Consider the following 14,259-nt stretch of genomic DNA (forward strand, 5'->3'; position numbering starts at 1 on the left):
GTCCTACTATCGAAATAGTTGGACGTCCTAGTATCTTTCGCAGGAGGGTCCCCTCACAAAGGAGTGATCAGGCGTGCACGTTCCGGCGTACCCTGTTCGTTTCGTGACCGCCGCGGCGCTGTTCGACGGCCATGACGCGGCGATCAACATCATGCGGCGCATCCTCCAGACGCAGGGGGCCGAGGTGATCCATCTCGGCCACAACCGGTCCGTGGACGAGATCGTCACGGCCGCCGTCCAGGAGGACGTCCAGGGCGTGGCCATCAGCTCCTACCAGGGCGGCCACGTCGAGTTCTTCACCTACCTGGTCGAGCTGCTGCGCGAGCGCGGCGCGGGCCACGTCAAGGTGTACGGCGGCGGTGGCGGCGTGATCGTCCCCGAGGAGATCGAGCTGCTGCACGAGCGGGGCGTCACGCGCATCTTCTCGCCCGAGGACGGCCAGCGGTACGGCCTGCCCGGCATGATCAACAAGCTGATCGAGGAGTGCGACCACGAGCTCGGCGACCCGCCGTCGGTCGAGGCCGTGCTCTCGGGCGACCAGGCGGCGCTGGCCCGCGCGATCACCTTCATGGAGTCCGGCCGCGCCCCCGCCGAGCTGGCCGAGGGGCTGAAGGCGGCGGTCGCCCTCCAGGAGCGTCCGGCGCGGGTGCTCGGCATCACCGGCACGGGCGGTTCGGGCAAGTCCTCGCTCACCGACGAGCTGGTCCGCCGGTTCCGGGTGGACAACGACGACAAACTGCGCATCGCCATCCTCGCCATCGACCCCACCCGCCGGCGCGGCGGCGGCGCGCTGCTCGGCGACCGCATCAGGATGAACAGCCTGGGCCCCCAGACCTACTTCCGCTCGCTGGCCACCCGCGGGGCCGCCAACGAGGTCCCGGCCTGCCTCGACGACGTGGTCACCGCGTGCCGCGCGGCCGGCTACGACCTGGTGATCGTGGAGACCCCCGGCATCGGCCAGGGCGACGCCGGCATCGTCCCGCACGTCGACGTGCCCATCTACGTCATGACCCCCGAGTTCGGCGCCGCCTCCCAGCTGGAGAAGATCGACATGCTCGACTTCGCCGAGGCCGTCGTCATCAACAAGTACGAGCGCCGCGGCGCCGAGGACGCCCTGCGCGACGTGCGCCGCCAGCTCGTGCGCAACCGGGAGGCGTTCGGCCGGTCGCCCGAGGACATGCCGGTCTTCGGCACGATCGCCGCCCGCTACAACGACGCCGGCGTCACCGCCCTCTACCAGCACCTCAAGGGCCTGCTGCTGGAGGACGTCGGGCCGGGGCTGCTGCCCGTCGTGACCGAGCGCACCTCCAAGGCGGCCGCGGCCATCGTCCCGCCCGCCCGCGCCCGCTACCTGTCCGACATCGCCGACTCCGTCCGGACCTACCACGCCGAGACGCTGGCCCAGGCGGAGGTCGCGCGCCGCCGTCAGCAGCTCGCCGCCGTGCGGGAGCTCCTGGACGGCGAGGACGCCCGGCTGGCCGGGCTCGCCGAGCAGGCCGAGGGCGAGCTGAGCGAGGAGAGCCGCCGCCTGCTCGACGGCTGGCCCGCGATCAAGGAGGCGTACCGCAGCGACGAGCTGGTCGTGAAGATCCGCGACCGGGAGATCCACACCCCGCTCTGGCGCGAGACGTTGTCCGGCAACCGCATCCCGCGGGTGGCCCTGCCGCGCTTCAGCGACCACGGCGACCTGCTGCGCTTCCTGCGCTCGGAGAACCTGCCCGGGTCGTTCCCGTTCACCGCCGGGGTCTTCCCGTTCAAGCGCGACGACGAGGACCCGACCAGGATGTTCGCCGGCGAGGGCGACCCGTTCCGCACCAACCGGCGCTTCAAGCTGCTGTCGGAGGGCCAGCCCGCCACCCGGCTGTCCACCGCCTTCGACTCGGTCACCCTGTACGGCCACGACCCCGACCTGCGTCCCGACATCTATGGAAAGGTCGGCACCTCGGGCGTGTCCATCGCCACGCTCGACGACATGAAGGTGCTCTACGACGGGTTCGACCTGGCGGCGCCCAACACGTCGGTGTCCATGACGATCAACGGCCCGGCGCCCACGATCCTGGCCTTCTTCCTCAACGCCGCGCTCGACCAGGCCCTCGACCGCTTCCGCGCCGAGCAGGGCCGCGAGCCCGACGAGCAGGAGGCCCGCGACCTGCGCGCCCGTACGCTGGCCACGGTCAGGGGCACGGTCCAGGCCGACATCCTGAAGGAGGACCAGGGGCAGAACACCTGCATCTTCTCCACCGAGTTCTCGTTGCGGATGATGGCCGACATCCAGGAATGGTTCATCCAGAACGGGGTCAGGAACTTCTACTCGGTCTCCATCTCCGGCTACCACATCGCCGAGGCGGGGGCCAACCCGATCAGCCAGCTCGCGTTCACGCTGGCCAACGGGTTCACGTACGTGGAGGCGTACCTGGCCAGGGGGATGCGGATCGACGACTTCGCGCCGAACCTGTCGTTCTTCTTCTCCAATGGCATGGACCCCGAGTACAGCGTGCTCGGCCGGGTGGCGCGCCGGATCTGGGCGGTGGCCATGCGCGAGCGTTACGGCGCGGCCGAGCGCTCCCAGAAGCTCAAGTACCACATCCAGACCTCGGGCCGGTCGCTGCACGCCCAGGAGATGTCCTTCAACGACATCCGCACCACCCTGCAGGCCCTGATCGCCATCTACGACAACTGCAACAGCCTGCACACCAACGCCTTCGACGAGGCCGTCACCACCCCGTCGGCCGACTCGGTGCGCCGGGCGATGGCGATCCAGCTCATCATCAACCGCGAGTGGGGCCTGGCCAGGAACGAGAACCCGCTGCAGGGCTCGTTCATCATCGACGAGCTGACCGACCTGGTCGAGGAGGCCGTGCTGGCCGAGTTCGAGCGGCTGTCGGACCGGGGCGGCGTGCTCGGCGCGATGGAGACCGGCTACCAGCGCGGCAAGATCCAGGACGAGTCGATGCTGTACGAGATGCGCAAGCACGACGGATCCCTGCCGATCATCGGCGTCAACACCTTCCGCAACCCCGGCGCCGAGCAGTCCGACCCGCACAAGCTGGAGCTGGCCAGGGGCACCGAGGAGGAGAAGCAGTCGCAGCTCGACCGCCTGCACGCCTTCCACGAGCGCAACCGGTCGCAGGCGCCCGCGGAGCTGTCCCGGCTGCGCGAGGTCGCGATGTCCGACGGCAACGCGTTCGCGGTGCTGATGGACGCGGCCCGGGTCTGCTCGCTCGGCCAGATCACCGAGGCCCTGTTCGAGGCGGGCGGCCAGTACCGGCGCAACGTCTAGGCACAGCGACGGACGACGGCCCGGCGGGCGGCGGCCGCCGCTTCCGGGCCGCCGCTGTGCCCTGCCCGAGCCGCTACGGCGTGGGGGAGATCGCGCCGCTAGGATCGCTGGTCGGGGAACATCGCTATCAGGAGGCTTTCATGTCCGACGTCACTTTCAAGGGCAACCCGATCACCGTGGGCGGCGCCTTCCCGAAGCCCGGCGACGCCGCGCCCGCCTTCAAGCTGGTCGGCACCGACCTGTCCGACCGCACGCTGGCCGACTTCGCCGGCAAGACCAAGGTGCTCAACATCTTCCCGAGCGTCGACACCGGCGTCTGCGCGGCCTCCGTGCGCCGCTTCAACCAGGTCGCGTCCGAGCACCCCGACGCGGTCGTGCTCTGCGTCTCGGCCGACCTGCCCTTCGCCCAGAACCGGTTCTGCGGCGCCGAGGGCCTGGACAAGGTGACCATGCTGTCGCTCATGCGCGGGCGCGAGTTCCTCGCCGACTACGGCGTGGCCCAGGAGTCGGGCCCGCTGGCCGGCCTGGCCGCGCGCGCCGTCGTCGTGATCGACGCCGACGACAACGTGGTCTACTCCGAGCTGGTGCCCGAGATCACCCAGGAGCCCGACTACGAGGGCGCGCTCTCCGCGCTCAAGTAACCCGCGCTCAAGCGGCCCGCGCTCAAGCAGTCCGCGCTCAAGTGGCCCCGCTCAGGCGGCGCGAAGGCGTTCACGGAAGTCGGCGGCCAGCTCCAGCAGGTGGTCGTCGTCGGCGGCGGTGTGCTGGAGGTCCAGGATGACCTCGTGGACCCCGGCCTCCGCCGCCTGCGACAGGTACGCCGCGATCTCGGCCACCGTGCCGCTGCGCGGCGGGGCGCCGTCGGGGGTGATCACCGGGTTGGAGCGCAGGATCATGCGCAGGGCATCGGGGTCGCGTCCGGCCTGCTCGGCGCTTTCCCTGACCGTCTCCCACATCGACAGGAGCACGGGCACGGGCAGCGCGGCCGTCAGCCAGCCGTCGCCCCTGCGCCCGATCCGGCGCAACGCCTCCGGGGCGAACCCGGCCAGCAGCAGCGGCGGGCGGCGGGCGGGCTTGGGGCCGATGTGACTGGGCGCGATCGTCCACAGCTCGTGCTCGAACGTCACGGGGTCCGCGCCCCAGATCGCCTCCAGGGCGTCGAGGGTGGCCTCGTAACGTTCGGCCCGGCCCTTCCAGGGCACGCCGACGGCGGCGTACTCGTCGGAGGACCAGCCGAGGCCGAGGCCCGCCGCCAGCCGGCCGCCGCTCAGGTGGTCGATCGTGGTGAGCGAGCGGGCCAGCACCGGCGGGGGGTACCAGCAGGCGTTGAGCGCGCTGGTGCCCAGCCGGACCGACGAGGTCACGGACGCGGCCACCGCCAGCACCGCGAACGGGTCGAGGAACACCCGATGGGCCTGCGGCACGCTGCCGTCGCCCCCGGGATAGCGGTCCTTGGGCCGCAGCGGCGTCAGCAGCCGGTCGCCCGCCCACAGGCCGGCGAAGCCCATCGCCTCGGCCTCGCGGGCCACCCGCGTCACGCTGCCCAGCGCGGCGAACCTGCCGTACTGCGGGACGGCGAGGCCGAGGTCCATGGGCGCGTCCTAGACCTTCCTGGCCACGCCGCACACGATGAGCGACGACTCGGGGCGGTCCATGAAGTCGATCGTGTCCGCCTGGTCGGGATGCCATTCGGGCAGCCACACCAGACCGGGCTCCACCAGCTCGAAGCCCTCGAACAGCTCCCTGATCCTGGCCCGGCTGCGCAGCGCCAGCCGCGCGGTGGCGTTGCGGTAGACCTCGGTGCCCGCGCTGACCGCGTCGGGACGGGCGTCGCTGGTGCCGTGGGACATGACCAGGTAACTACCCGGCGCCATGGCCTCACGCAGGGTCTTGAGAATGCCCTCGGGATCGTCGGACTCCTCGATGAAGTGCATGATCGCCACCAGCAGCACGGCGACCGGCCGGCTGAAGTCGATGGTCCGCAGCACCTCCGGGTCGCGCAGGATGTCGCCCGGGCTGCGCAGGTCGCCCTCGACCACCGTGGTGTCCTCGCCGTGGCCGGTGAGCAGCGCCCTGGCGTGCACCAGCACCACGGGGTCACGGTCGACGTAGACGACGCGGGAGCCCGGGGCGACCTTGGCGGCCACCTCGTGCACGTTCCCCTGGGTCGGCAGCCCCGTGCCGATGTCGAGGAACTGCCTGATCCCGGACTCGGCGAGGTGGCGTACGGCGCGGCCGAGGAAGGCGCGATTGGCCCGCGCCGCCGCCCGTACCTCGGGCGCCACCGTGAGGATGCGCTCGGCCGCCTCGCGGTCGACCGGGAAGTGATCCTTGCCGCCGAGGTAGTAGTCGTAGAGCCGTGCCACGTTCGGCGTGTTCGGATCGAAATCCGATGCCTCGTGCTCCAACCGTCGAGCCCCCGATCACAGAGTTTTAACGATCTTTACCGGGATTCTACGGATCTATACCGACATAAGAGTGGTGCTACGCATATTTCAGGAAAACGCAACCTAAGGTGGTGCCGTGGTCCACGATGACACAGGGATCCCTGTGGAGGTACCCCAGACCGTCCGGCGGATCGTGTCGCTGGTGCCGTCGCTGACCGAGTCCGTGGCGGCGACCGTCCCGGAGGCGCTGGTCGGGGCGACGGACTGGTGCACGCATCCGGCCGACCTCGACGTGGCCCGGGTCAGGGGCACCAAGAACCCCGACCTCGACGCCGTCCTGCGCCTGCGCCCGGACGTCGTCCTGGCCAACGCCGAGGAGAACCGCGCACCCGACGTCGAGGCCCTGCGCGAGGCGGGCGTGGCGGTGTGGGTGACCAGGATCGAGACGCTGGAGCAGGCGTTCGCCTCGCTGGAGCGCATGTTCGCGCACGCCTGCCGGACGGACCTCCCGGACTGGCTGACGGAGGCCCGCCAGGCGTGGGGAGCCCCGGCGGACGGCCCGCGCCGCACCGCGATCGTCCCGATCTGGCGCCGCCCCTGGATGGTCGTGGGCCGCGACACCTTCACCGGGGACGTGCTGCGCCACCTCGGCGTGGACAACCTGTACGCCGCCCACCCCGACCGCTACCCGAAGATCCCCCTGCCCGAGCTGACCGGCAACCGCCCCGACCTGGTCGTGCTGCCCGACGAGCCCTACGCCTTCAGCGCGGACGACGGCCCCGAGGCGTTCCCCGGCCTGGACTGCGCGCTGGTCAGCGGCCGCCTGCTGACCTGGTACGGCCCCTCGCTCACCGAGGCCGCCACCGCCCTGCCGCGCGCGCTGGCCTGATCAGCCGACGGCGGCCAGCGCGGCGTCCACGGCCGCGGGGGAGAGCACGTGCTCCATCACGATCACCGCCATGCCCACGATCCCGGCCCGGTCGCCGAGCCTGCTGGTGACGATCTCCAGGTTGCGCGTCGTGTACGGCAGGCTCCGCCGGTAGACGATCTCCCTTATCCCGGTCAGGTAGTGCTCCTCCGTCTGGGCCATGTCCCCGGCCAGCACCAGCACGCCGGGGTTGAGCAGGCTGACCGCGGTGGCCAGCACCACGCCCAGCGTGCGGCCCGCCTCCTGGACGCGCGCGATCGCCGCCGGGTCGCCGGCCTGCACCAGGCGCACGACGTCGCGGCTGGTCTCCCGGCCCAGGTCGGCCGCGAGCGCGTGCCCGCTGGCCAGGGACGCCACGCAGCCGCGCGAGCCGCAGGTGCACACCCGGTCGTCGGTCTCCCGGATGCGGACGTGCCCGATGTTGCCCGCGGCCTCCTCGACGCCCCGGTAGATCCGCCCGTCGAGGACGATGCCGGTGCCGATGCCGGTGGACACCTTGACCAGGATCAGCGAGTCGGTCTCCCGCCAGGACGACCACCACTCGCCGAGGGCCATCGCGTTGGCGTCGTTCTCCACCAGGATGGGCACGTCGTACGTGCGCCCGACGGCCTCCCTGATCGGATGGTCGTCCCAGCCCGGCATCAGGAACGACCTGATCACCCGTCCGCGGGTGTGGTCGACAGAGCCGGGCAGGTCGAGCCCGATGCCGCACACGTCGCCCGCCGGCCGCCCGGCCCTGTCCAGCAGGCGCTGGAACGCCTCGCGCACCCACGTCAGCACGGGCTCGGGCCCGCGGTCGATGCGCATCTCGGCGCGTTCCTCGGCCATCGGACGGGCGGCGAGGTCGGTGAGCGCCACCCTGGCGTGGGTGGCGCCCAGGTCGGCCACGAGGATCAGCCGCCGGGCGGCGTCGACGTCGAGCACCGAGGGCGGCCGGCCGCCGCCCGAGGCGCCGACGCCGGACTCGTGCAGGTAGCCGGCGGCGATGAGCCGGTCGACCCGGTCGGTGACGGTCGACCGGGACAGGCCGGTGAACTCGATCAGGTCTTTGCGGGTACGGCAGGAGCCATCGCGGATGAGCTGGAGGACCTGCCCTGCCGTCAGCATGTCTATCCCTTCTCCGCTCCTGCCGTGAGGCCCTCCGTCAGCAGCCGTTCACTGGCGAAGAACACGATCACGATGGGCAGCGTCAGCACCACGGATCCTGCCATCAGCACCGTCGTGGGGATCTCTATGCTCCCCGCCAGCTGAGAGAGCCCCAGGGAGACCGTCCAGCTCTCCCGCCGCTCCACGAGGAACAGCAGGGCGAACAGGAACTCGTTCCACGCGATCATGAACGCGTAGAGGCCGGTTGCCATGAGCGCGGGCTTGGACAGTGGCAGCACCACCCGCCAGATGGTCGACAGCCGCGAGCAGCCGTCGATCGCGGCCGCCTCCTCCACGCTCTGCGGCACGGTCTCGAAGTAGTTGCGCAGCATGTATACCGTGACGGGCACGGTCTGCGCGATATAAACCAGGATCAGTCCGACCAGAGATCCCCTGAGGCCCAGCATGGTGAACAGCACGAACAGGGGGATGGCCAGCACGATCGCCGGGAACAGGTAGACGGCGAGGAACAGGAAGTGCACCTGCCGCCGGCCGAAGAAGCGCAGCCGCGCGACGGCGTAGGCGCCCGGGATCGAGATCAGCAGCGTGGCGGCCACCGAGGCGACCGCCACGACCGCGCTGTTCCTGATGAACGTGAGGAACCCCTGCGTGGTCAGCACGTTCACGTACGTGTCCAGGGTGAAGTGCCGCGGCCACACCGAGCCGGGCTCCAGGATGAGCTCCTGGATGTCCCGTACGGACAGCGTCACCATGTACAGGAACGGCAGCCCGGTGACGGCGAAGAGGAACACGATGACCACGGGCCGCAGCGCCGCGAACAGCGCGCGCTCGAACCTATCCCTGCTCACGGTCGCCTCCCGAGAAGAAGCGCAGGTACACGGCCAGCAGGACGACGAGGACGACGGCCAGCACGATCGCCTGCGCGGCCGAGGCGCCGATGTCGTCGCGGGCGGTCAGGAAGTTGTAGACGCGCACGCTGACCACCTCGGTGCCGGCGCCGCCGCCGGTCAGCAGGTAGACGTCGTCGAACTTGGTGAAGGTGAACACGAACCGCAGCACCGCCAGCAGCGCCACGATGCGCCAGAGCTGCGGCATGATCACGTGCCGGAAGCGCTGGGTGGGGGTGGCGCCGTCCACGACCGCGGCCTCCTCCAGCTCGGCCGGCAGGGCCTGCAGCCGGGCCAGGATGAACAGGAACGCGAACGGGAAGTACCGCCACGCCTCGAACGCGATCACCGTGAGCAGCGCGACCGGCACCTTCAGCCCCAGGAAGTCGCCCTGAGCCTGGGTGAGGAAGGCGATCGGCTCCTTCAGCCAGGTGTTCACGATGCCGTACTGGGGGTTCAGCATGGTCTCCCACAGGAAGGCCACGGCCACCACCGGCGCCACGTACGGGATCAGGATCGAGGCCCTGACCAGGGTGCGGCCGGGGAACCGGTCGCGCAGGGCGAGCGCGGTCACCAGGCCGATCGCGATCGACAACGCCGTGCCGGCCACCGTGTAGATCAGGGTGTTGACCAGCGACGCCCAGAAGCCCGGCTCGGAGATCACGTACGTGAAGTTCTCCAGCGTGTAGTGCCCGAAGACGCCGGCCCGGCGGATGTTGATCAGCCGAACGTCCTGGAAGGCCAGCATGATCGCCCACAGCAGCGGCAGCACCACCACGACCAGCGTGATGACCAGCGTGGGCGAGATCAACGCCAGCCCGGCCCGCCCTTCCCGCTGCCGCAGGGTGCGGGGTGCGCTCATTGCCGGATCCCGCGCTTGATGGTCTCCACGTCCTTCTTGGCCTGGACGGCGGCGGCCTGCGGGGTCAGCGAGCCGTCGGCCACCTGGCTCAGGGCCTTGGGCACGGGCAGCTCGCCCATCGTGGCGCCGACCAGCTTGCCCTGGCCCTGCGGGATGCCCCAGCGGGCGAAGGTGTCGGGGCTCTTGCGCAGCGCGTCGAGCACGTCGGCCGGGTAGACCTCCGACAGCGGCTTCTTGGCGTCCACGCCCGCGGGCAGCTGCTTCCACTTGTCGGCGAAGCCCTTGCGGGTGGGGAACTTGCCCTCGGGCGCCATCCCGATCCAGCGCTCGTAGCCCTCGTCCATCATGTACCTGACGAACTTGGCGGCCGGATCGGCGGCGGCGTCGCGCAGCACCGCCCAGGAGACGATCTCGCCGTACTGGGCGGGCGCGCTCGCGCCGGGGCCCTTCAGCGCCGTGACCACGCCGGTGTTCTTCGCCAGCCACTCGGGGTCGGCGCGGCACTCGGGGCAGCTGGGCAGCGCGTCCTTACGCAGCCCCGCCAGCTCGTCGAGGATGAACGACGACCAGATCATCATGGCCGCCTTCCCGGAGAAGTACGTGGCCCTGGTGGAGTCGACGTCCTGTTTGCCCTTGACCGAATAGTTCTTCGCCAGCTTTGCGTAGAAATCGAAGGCTTTCACGCACTGTGGGCTGTCTAGCGTGACATTTCCGGAATTGTCGACCAGTTGGCAGCCGTTGGCCAGCGCCACGTGCTCGAAGCTCTGCGCGGTGAAGGAGTCCTTGGGCGCGATCGCCAGCGTGATGCCCGCCACCCCACCCGCGTTCAGCTTCGCCGCCGCCGCCTCCAGCGCCTCGTAGGTGTCCGGCGGCGCCAGCCCGGCCTTGTCGAACAGGTCCTTGCGGTAGAGCAGGAGCTGCGCCCACCCGTCGCTGGGCACGGCCAGCAGCCTGCCGCCCGAGGAGTCCAGTTCGAGCGCGCGCGGCGAGAAGGAGTCCCTGCCGAGCCCGTCCACGATCCGGCCCGGCGTCTCGGTGTCCAGCAGGTCGTTGGCCTCCAGCTCGCGGACGGAGGCCAGCGGCAGCGCGCCGATGACGTCGGGGAGGTCGTCCGCGGCGGCGGCGGCCGTCACGGTCTGGCTGAACTGGTCCTCCCCGACGCCGACCAGCTTCACCTTGATCCCGGTCTTCCTGGTGAACTCGGCGATGATCTGGTTCTGCACAGCCATCCGGTCGCCGAGGTTCTCCTCGGTCCAGACGGTGATCTGGTTCGCGCCGGACTGCTGCTCGCCGCCGTCGCCGCAGGCCGTGAGGGCGGCCGAGGCCAGCAGTGCGACGGAGAGGACGGCGGTGACCCGGTTCGGCATGGCACGCTCCTCTGGTTGGGGATATGCCGCACTTACCCGTAGATAAGGGGCAGGCACCTGGCGTAGGCGAGAACGAGACCGGTCCGTTCTCTCGCCGTGCCGCCGCCGCCCGTCACCAGGGCCTTCGGTAAAAGGTTGCTCGGCGTTCCGGCAAATCTTCCCCAGAACCGATCACGGACGCCCACCTCGAAACGACCTGGTCTGATGTCATTTCGGTCATCCGGCTGCTGCCCGGGCAAGCACTTCTGGCGCTTCCGGATCAGGTGGACAGACAGGGCGTGACATGTCGGTAAGGTCTCTTTCCAGAACGCGCCCTCCCGGAAACCTGGATTCCATCGGCCGCGATCGACGGAAGTCGTAGACTTACGAGTGTTTCGAGCGCAACTATGGTGTGCAAACAAACACTAAATCTCTGACTTTTGTTTGATCAAAAAGCGTAAGTGTGGGGTATGCGCGTCATCACCTTCCAAGAGCCAGGCCGTGTCAGCGTCAGCCTGGAGTCGCCCGCCCAACTCGTGCCGGGCTCCGTCCGGGTGCGGACCCTCTATTCCGGGGTCTCCGCGGGCACCGAGCTGACCGCATATCGCGGCACCAATCCCTACCTCACCCGTAAGTGGGACACCGAGCGCCGGCTCTTCCTCGAAGGCCAGACGCACGCCTACCCCCTGTCCGGCTGGGGCTACCAGGAGGTCGGCGAGGTGGTGGAGGCGGCCCCCGACGTCGCCGAGCCGCCCGTCGGCAGCCTCGTGTGGGGCATCTGGGGCCACCGCGCCGAGGCCGTCGTCCCCGCCGAGAAGCTGGCCGGGCACATCCTGCCGCCGGGGGCCGACCCCGTGGCGGGCGTCTTCGCCCGGGTCGGCGCCATCGCGCTCAACGCCGTCCACGCCGCCGACGTGCACCTGGGCGACCAGGTCGCGATCTTCGGCCAGGGCGTCATCGGCCTGCTCGCCACCCGCATGGCGGTGCTCAGCGGCGCCCGGGTGGTGGCCGCCGACGCCATCCCCGACCGGCTCGAACTCGCCAGGAAGTTCGGCGCCGCCGAGACGTTCGACGTGCGGTCGGGGTCGGTCGCCGAGTTCCTGCGCAAGCGCATCGAGGGCGCCGACACCGCGATCGAGCTCAGCGGCAACCACCTGGGGCTCCAGGAGGCCATCAGGAGCGTGCGCAAGGGCGGCCGGGTCGTCGCGGCCGGCTTCTACCAGGGCGACGGCATCGGGCTGCGGCTGGGCGAGGAGTTCCACCACAACCAGGTGCAGCTCGTCTCCTCCCAGATCGGCGGCGTCGCCTCCTGGCTGGCCCACCGTTGGGACGTCGAACGCCTCCAGCGCACGTTCATGGAGCTCGTGCACCGGGGCGAGGTCGAGGTCGGCGACCTGGTCACCCACCTCGTGCCGGTCGAGCAGGCGGCCGAGGCGTTCGACCTGATCGACAAGCACCAGTCCGAGGTGCTCCAGCTCGTCTTCACCTTCGAGGAGTCACGATGAAGCTCGCCGCCCAGGAGCAGCTTCTGCCCGGCCGCAGCCTGCAGGAGAAGTTCGCGTTCGCGGTGGAGGCCGGGTTCGACGCGATCGAGCTGAGGGGGAAGGGCGACTTCCACTTCGCCGGCCGGCTGACCGAGCTCAAGCGGGCGCTGGCCGACGGCGTCGTGATGCCGACGGTGTGCGTCGAGATGCCGCACTTCATCGGCGACTTCGACCCGGCCAAACGCAAGGACGCCATCCAGCAGCTCAGGTCGCAGCTCACGGTGATCGCCGAGCTGGGCGGCATCGGCGTCATGACCCCGGCCTCGTGGGGCCAGTTCTCGCTCCGGCTGCCGCCGTTCGAGCCGCCGCGCACCGCCGCGGACGACCGGGAGGTGCTGGCCGAGGCGCTCGGCATCCTCGGCGAGCACGCCCAGCGCAACGGCGTGCTGATCATGCTCGAACCCCTCAACCGGTACGAGAACCACATGGTCAACACGCTGGCCGACGCGGTCTCGTACTGCTCGATGGACTCGATCAGGATCGTCGGCGACACCTACCACATGAACATCGAGGAGGACGACCCCTGCCGGGCCCTGGCGGAGGCGGCCCCGTACCTCGCGCACATGCAGATCAGCGAGTCCAACAGGAACCAGCCCGGCACCGGCCACCTCGACTGGGGTGCGCAGCTCGCCACGCTCGACGCCGTCGGCTTCGACGGCTACCTCGCCCTCGAATGCCGGCTGCGGGGCGAGCCCGAGATCGTGCTCCCGCAGACGGCGGCCTTCATCAGGAAATTCCTATGATCCTCCGCGACGCCGTACGCGTGCTCGTCGCCAACTGGGACGGCAGCCACACGGTTCCCTCCCGCCGTCTGTACCCCCACCAGTGGAGCTGGGACTCCGCCTTCATCGCGATCGGCAACGCCCGCTGGTCGCCGCGGCGGGCCAGGGCGGAGCTGCTGTCGCTGTTCGGCGCCCAGTGGGCCGACGGCCGGGTGCCGCACATCGTGTTCAACCCCGTCGTGCCCGAGGGCGCCTACTTCCCCGGCCCGCAGTTCTGGGGCGCCCGCGCGCCGTCCGGCTCGGCGACCTCCGGCATCGTGCAGCCGCCCGTGCACGCGCTGGCCGCCTGGAAGGTGCACCAGGCCGAGCCCGACCCGGCGTTCCTGGCCAGGATCTATCCCAAGCTCGTCGCCCAGCAGGAGTTCCTGCGCGCCTCCCGCCGCTCGCCCGAGGGCCTGATCTCGATCGTCCACCCGTGGGAGTCGGGCATGGACAACAGCCCGGCCTGGGACCTTCCGCTGCGGGCGGTCGAGACCGGCGCGACGGGCTTCGTCCGCCGGGACCTCAACACCGTCAGCGCCGACGAGCGCCCCACCGACCGCGACTACGAGCGGTACGTCGCCCTGGCCGGCGCCTACCGCGACAGCGGCTACCGGCGGGCCGGCTCGTTCGAGATCGAGGACCCGCTGTTCAACGCCGCGTACGGCGTGGCCGAGTCGGCGCTCGCCGAGATCGCGCAGGTGTGCGGCCACGATCCCGGCCCCCACCGGCGCGAGGCCGCCGCCGTCACCGCCGCCATGGTCGACCACCTCTACCAGGACGGCCACTTCCGCCCCCGCGACCTGCGCACCGGCCGGCTGATCCGCTCGGGCAGCGCCGCCGGCCTGGTGCCGCTCATGCTTCCCGGGCTGCCGCCGGAGATCGCCGAGGCGCTGATCGGCACGGCCCTGGACAAGTTCTCACTCAAGGACGGCGTGCTGCCCAGCCACGCCCCGGCCACGGCCGAGTTCGACCCGGCCCGCTACTGGCGCGGGCCGAGCTGGATCAACCTGACCTGGCTGGTCTGGCAGGGGCTGCGGGACCGCCGTCCCGACCTGGCCGACCTGCTCGCCGAGGGCATGATCCACGCCGTCGCCCACTCCGGCTTCCGCGAGTACTTCAACCCGTTCACGCTGCGCGGCCACGGGTGCCGGGAC

General features: G+C 70.5%; 11 protein-coding genes and 1 pseudogene. 6 read left to right on the forward strand and 6 right to left on the reverse strand.

Translation table 11 applies throughout. The annotated features are described in order from the left end of the window. Positions 1–73: 73 nt before the first annotated feature. Together icmF and tpx are read left to right on the forward strand one after the other, a co-directional pair. Positions 74–3,280, forward strand: coding sequence for a fused isobutyryl-CoA mutase/GTPase IcmF (gene icmF, locus ACIBQ6_RS27250; protein ID WP_397215283.1), 3,207 nt, complete (start codon positions 74–76; stop codon positions 3,278–3,280). A 140-nt stretch (positions 3,281–3,420) separates the two neighbouring features. Next, entirely contained in the window at positions 3,421–3,921 is a 501-nt protein-coding gene (tpx, locus tag ACIBQ6_RS27255; protein ID WP_352324335.1) for a thiol peroxidase, read from the forward strand. A 51-nt stretch (positions 3,922–3,972) separates the two neighbouring features. Here tpx and ACIBQ6_RS27260 read toward each other — a convergent pair whose 3' ends face one another. Both ACIBQ6_RS27260 and ACIBQ6_RS27265 read right to left on the reverse strand, forming a co-directional pair. Further along, a complete protein-coding gene (locus ACIBQ6_RS27260) occupies positions 3,973–4,872 on the reverse strand; it encodes a TIGR03619 family F420-dependent LLM class oxidoreductase (RefSeq protein ID WP_397215286.1) in 900 nt (299 codons plus the stop codon). Between the two features lie 9 nt (positions 4,873–4,881). Then, complete coding sequence (locus ACIBQ6_RS27265) at positions 4,882–5,688, reverse strand: SAM-dependent methyltransferase (protein WP_358283328.1); 807 nt, start codon at positions 5,686–5,688, stop codon at positions 4,882–4,884. Positions 5,689–5,830: 142 nt separating this feature from the next. Here ACIBQ6_RS27265 and ACIBQ6_RS27270 point away from each other — a divergent pair, with 142 nt between their 5' ends. Then, the gene (locus tag ACIBQ6_RS27270) at positions 5,831–6,556 is read left to right on the forward strand and encodes a helical backbone metal receptor (RefSeq protein ID WP_397215289.1); all 726 of its coding nucleotides are present in this window, start codon (positions 5,831–5,833) and stop codon (positions 6,554–6,556) included. Here ACIBQ6_RS27270 and ACIBQ6_RS27275 read toward each other — a convergent pair whose 3' ends face one another. The 4 genes from ACIBQ6_RS27275 to ACIBQ6_RS27290 are packed head-to-tail and all read right to left on the reverse strand — an operon-like array spanning position 6,557 to position 10,818. After that, positions 6,557–7,702: an ROK family transcriptional regulator gene (locus ACIBQ6_RS27275; protein ID WP_397215291.1), complete on the reverse strand. Its 1,146-nt coding sequence runs from the start codon at positions 7,700–7,702 to the stop codon at positions 6,557–6,559. A 2-nt stretch (positions 7,703–7,704) separates the two neighbouring features. Continuing rightward, positions 7,705–8,550 (reverse strand): carbohydrate ABC transporter permease, encoded by an 846-nt coding sequence (locus tag ACIBQ6_RS27280; RefSeq protein WP_352349881.1) that lies wholly within the window; start codon positions 8,548–8,550, stop codon positions 7,705–7,707. Continuing rightward, positions 8,537–9,451 carry a sugar ABC transporter permease gene (locus ACIBQ6_RS27285; protein WP_364324946.1) on the reverse strand — a complete coding sequence of 305 codons (915 nt, stop codon included), beginning with the start codon at positions 9,449–9,451 and terminating at the stop codon, positions 8,537–8,539. Before ACIBQ6_RS27285 ends, ACIBQ6_RS27280 begins: the two co-directional genes overlap by 14 nt. Next, positions 9,448–10,818 carry an ABC transporter substrate-binding protein gene (locus ACIBQ6_RS27290; protein WP_397215294.1) on the reverse strand — a complete coding sequence of 457 codons (1,371 nt, stop codon included), beginning with the start codon at positions 10,816–10,818 and terminating at the stop codon, positions 9,448–9,450. The genes ACIBQ6_RS27285 and ACIBQ6_RS27290 overlap by 4 nt, the downstream gene beginning before the upstream one ends. A 449-nt stretch (positions 10,819–11,267) precedes the next feature. Here ACIBQ6_RS27290 and ACIBQ6_RS27295 point away from each other — a divergent pair, with 449 nt between their 5' ends. The 3 genes and pseudogenes from ACIBQ6_RS27295 to ACIBQ6_RS27305 form a co-directional block, all read left to right on the forward strand. Next, complete coding sequence (locus tag ACIBQ6_RS27295; protein WP_397215297.1) at positions 11,268–12,302, forward strand: zinc-binding dehydrogenase; 1,035 nt, start codon at positions 11,268–11,270, stop codon at positions 12,300–12,302. After that, positions 12,299–13,084 carry a sugar phosphate isomerase/epimerase family protein gene (locus ACIBQ6_RS27300; protein ID WP_358283340.1) on the forward strand — a complete coding sequence of 262 codons (786 nt, stop codon included), beginning with the start codon at positions 12,299–12,301 and terminating at the stop codon, positions 13,082–13,084. The genes ACIBQ6_RS27295 and ACIBQ6_RS27300 overlap by 4 nt, the downstream gene beginning before the upstream one ends. Beyond that, positions 13,081–14,259: pseudogene (locus ACIBQ6_RS27305) on the forward strand (MGH1-like glycoside hydrolase domain-containing protein); the annotation flags it as partial. The gene ACIBQ6_RS27300 and the pseudogene ACIBQ6_RS27305, both read left to right, overlap by 4 nt.

Source organism: Nonomuraea sp. NPDC049655 (genome assembly GCF_044465465.1).
Lineage (GTDB): Bacteria > Actinomycetota > Actinomycetes > Streptosporangiales > Streptosporangiaceae > Nonomuraea.

Coding starts and splice junctions, on each gene's coding strand:
- tpx (WP_352324335.1), top strand. CDS start 3,421: ATGTCCGACGTCACTTTCAAGGGCAACCCGATCACCGTGGGCGGCGCC.
- ACIBQ6_RS27260 (WP_397215286.1), bottom strand. CDS start 4,872: ATGGACCTCGGCCTCGCCGTCCCGCAGTACGGCAGGTTCGCCGCGCTG.
- ACIBQ6_RS27275 (WP_397215291.1), bottom strand. CDS start 7,702: ATGCTGACGGCAGGGCAGGTCCTCCAGCTCATCCGCGATGGCTCCTGC.
- ACIBQ6_RS27285 (WP_364324946.1), bottom strand. CDS start 9,451: ATGAGCGCACCCCGCACCCTGCGGCAGCGGGAAGGGCGGGCCGGGCTG.
- ACIBQ6_RS27290 (WP_397215294.1), bottom strand. CDS start 10,818: ATGCCGAACCGGGTCACCGCCGTCCTCTCCGTCGCACTGCTGGCCTCG.
- ACIBQ6_RS27295 (WP_397215297.1), top strand. CDS start 11,268: ATGCGCGTCATCACCTTCCAAGAGCCAGGCCGTGTCAGCGTCAGCCTG.
- ACIBQ6_RS27300 (WP_358283340.1), top strand. CDS start 12,299: ATGAAGCTCGCCGCCCAGGAGCAGCTTCTGCCCGGCCGCAGCCTGCAG.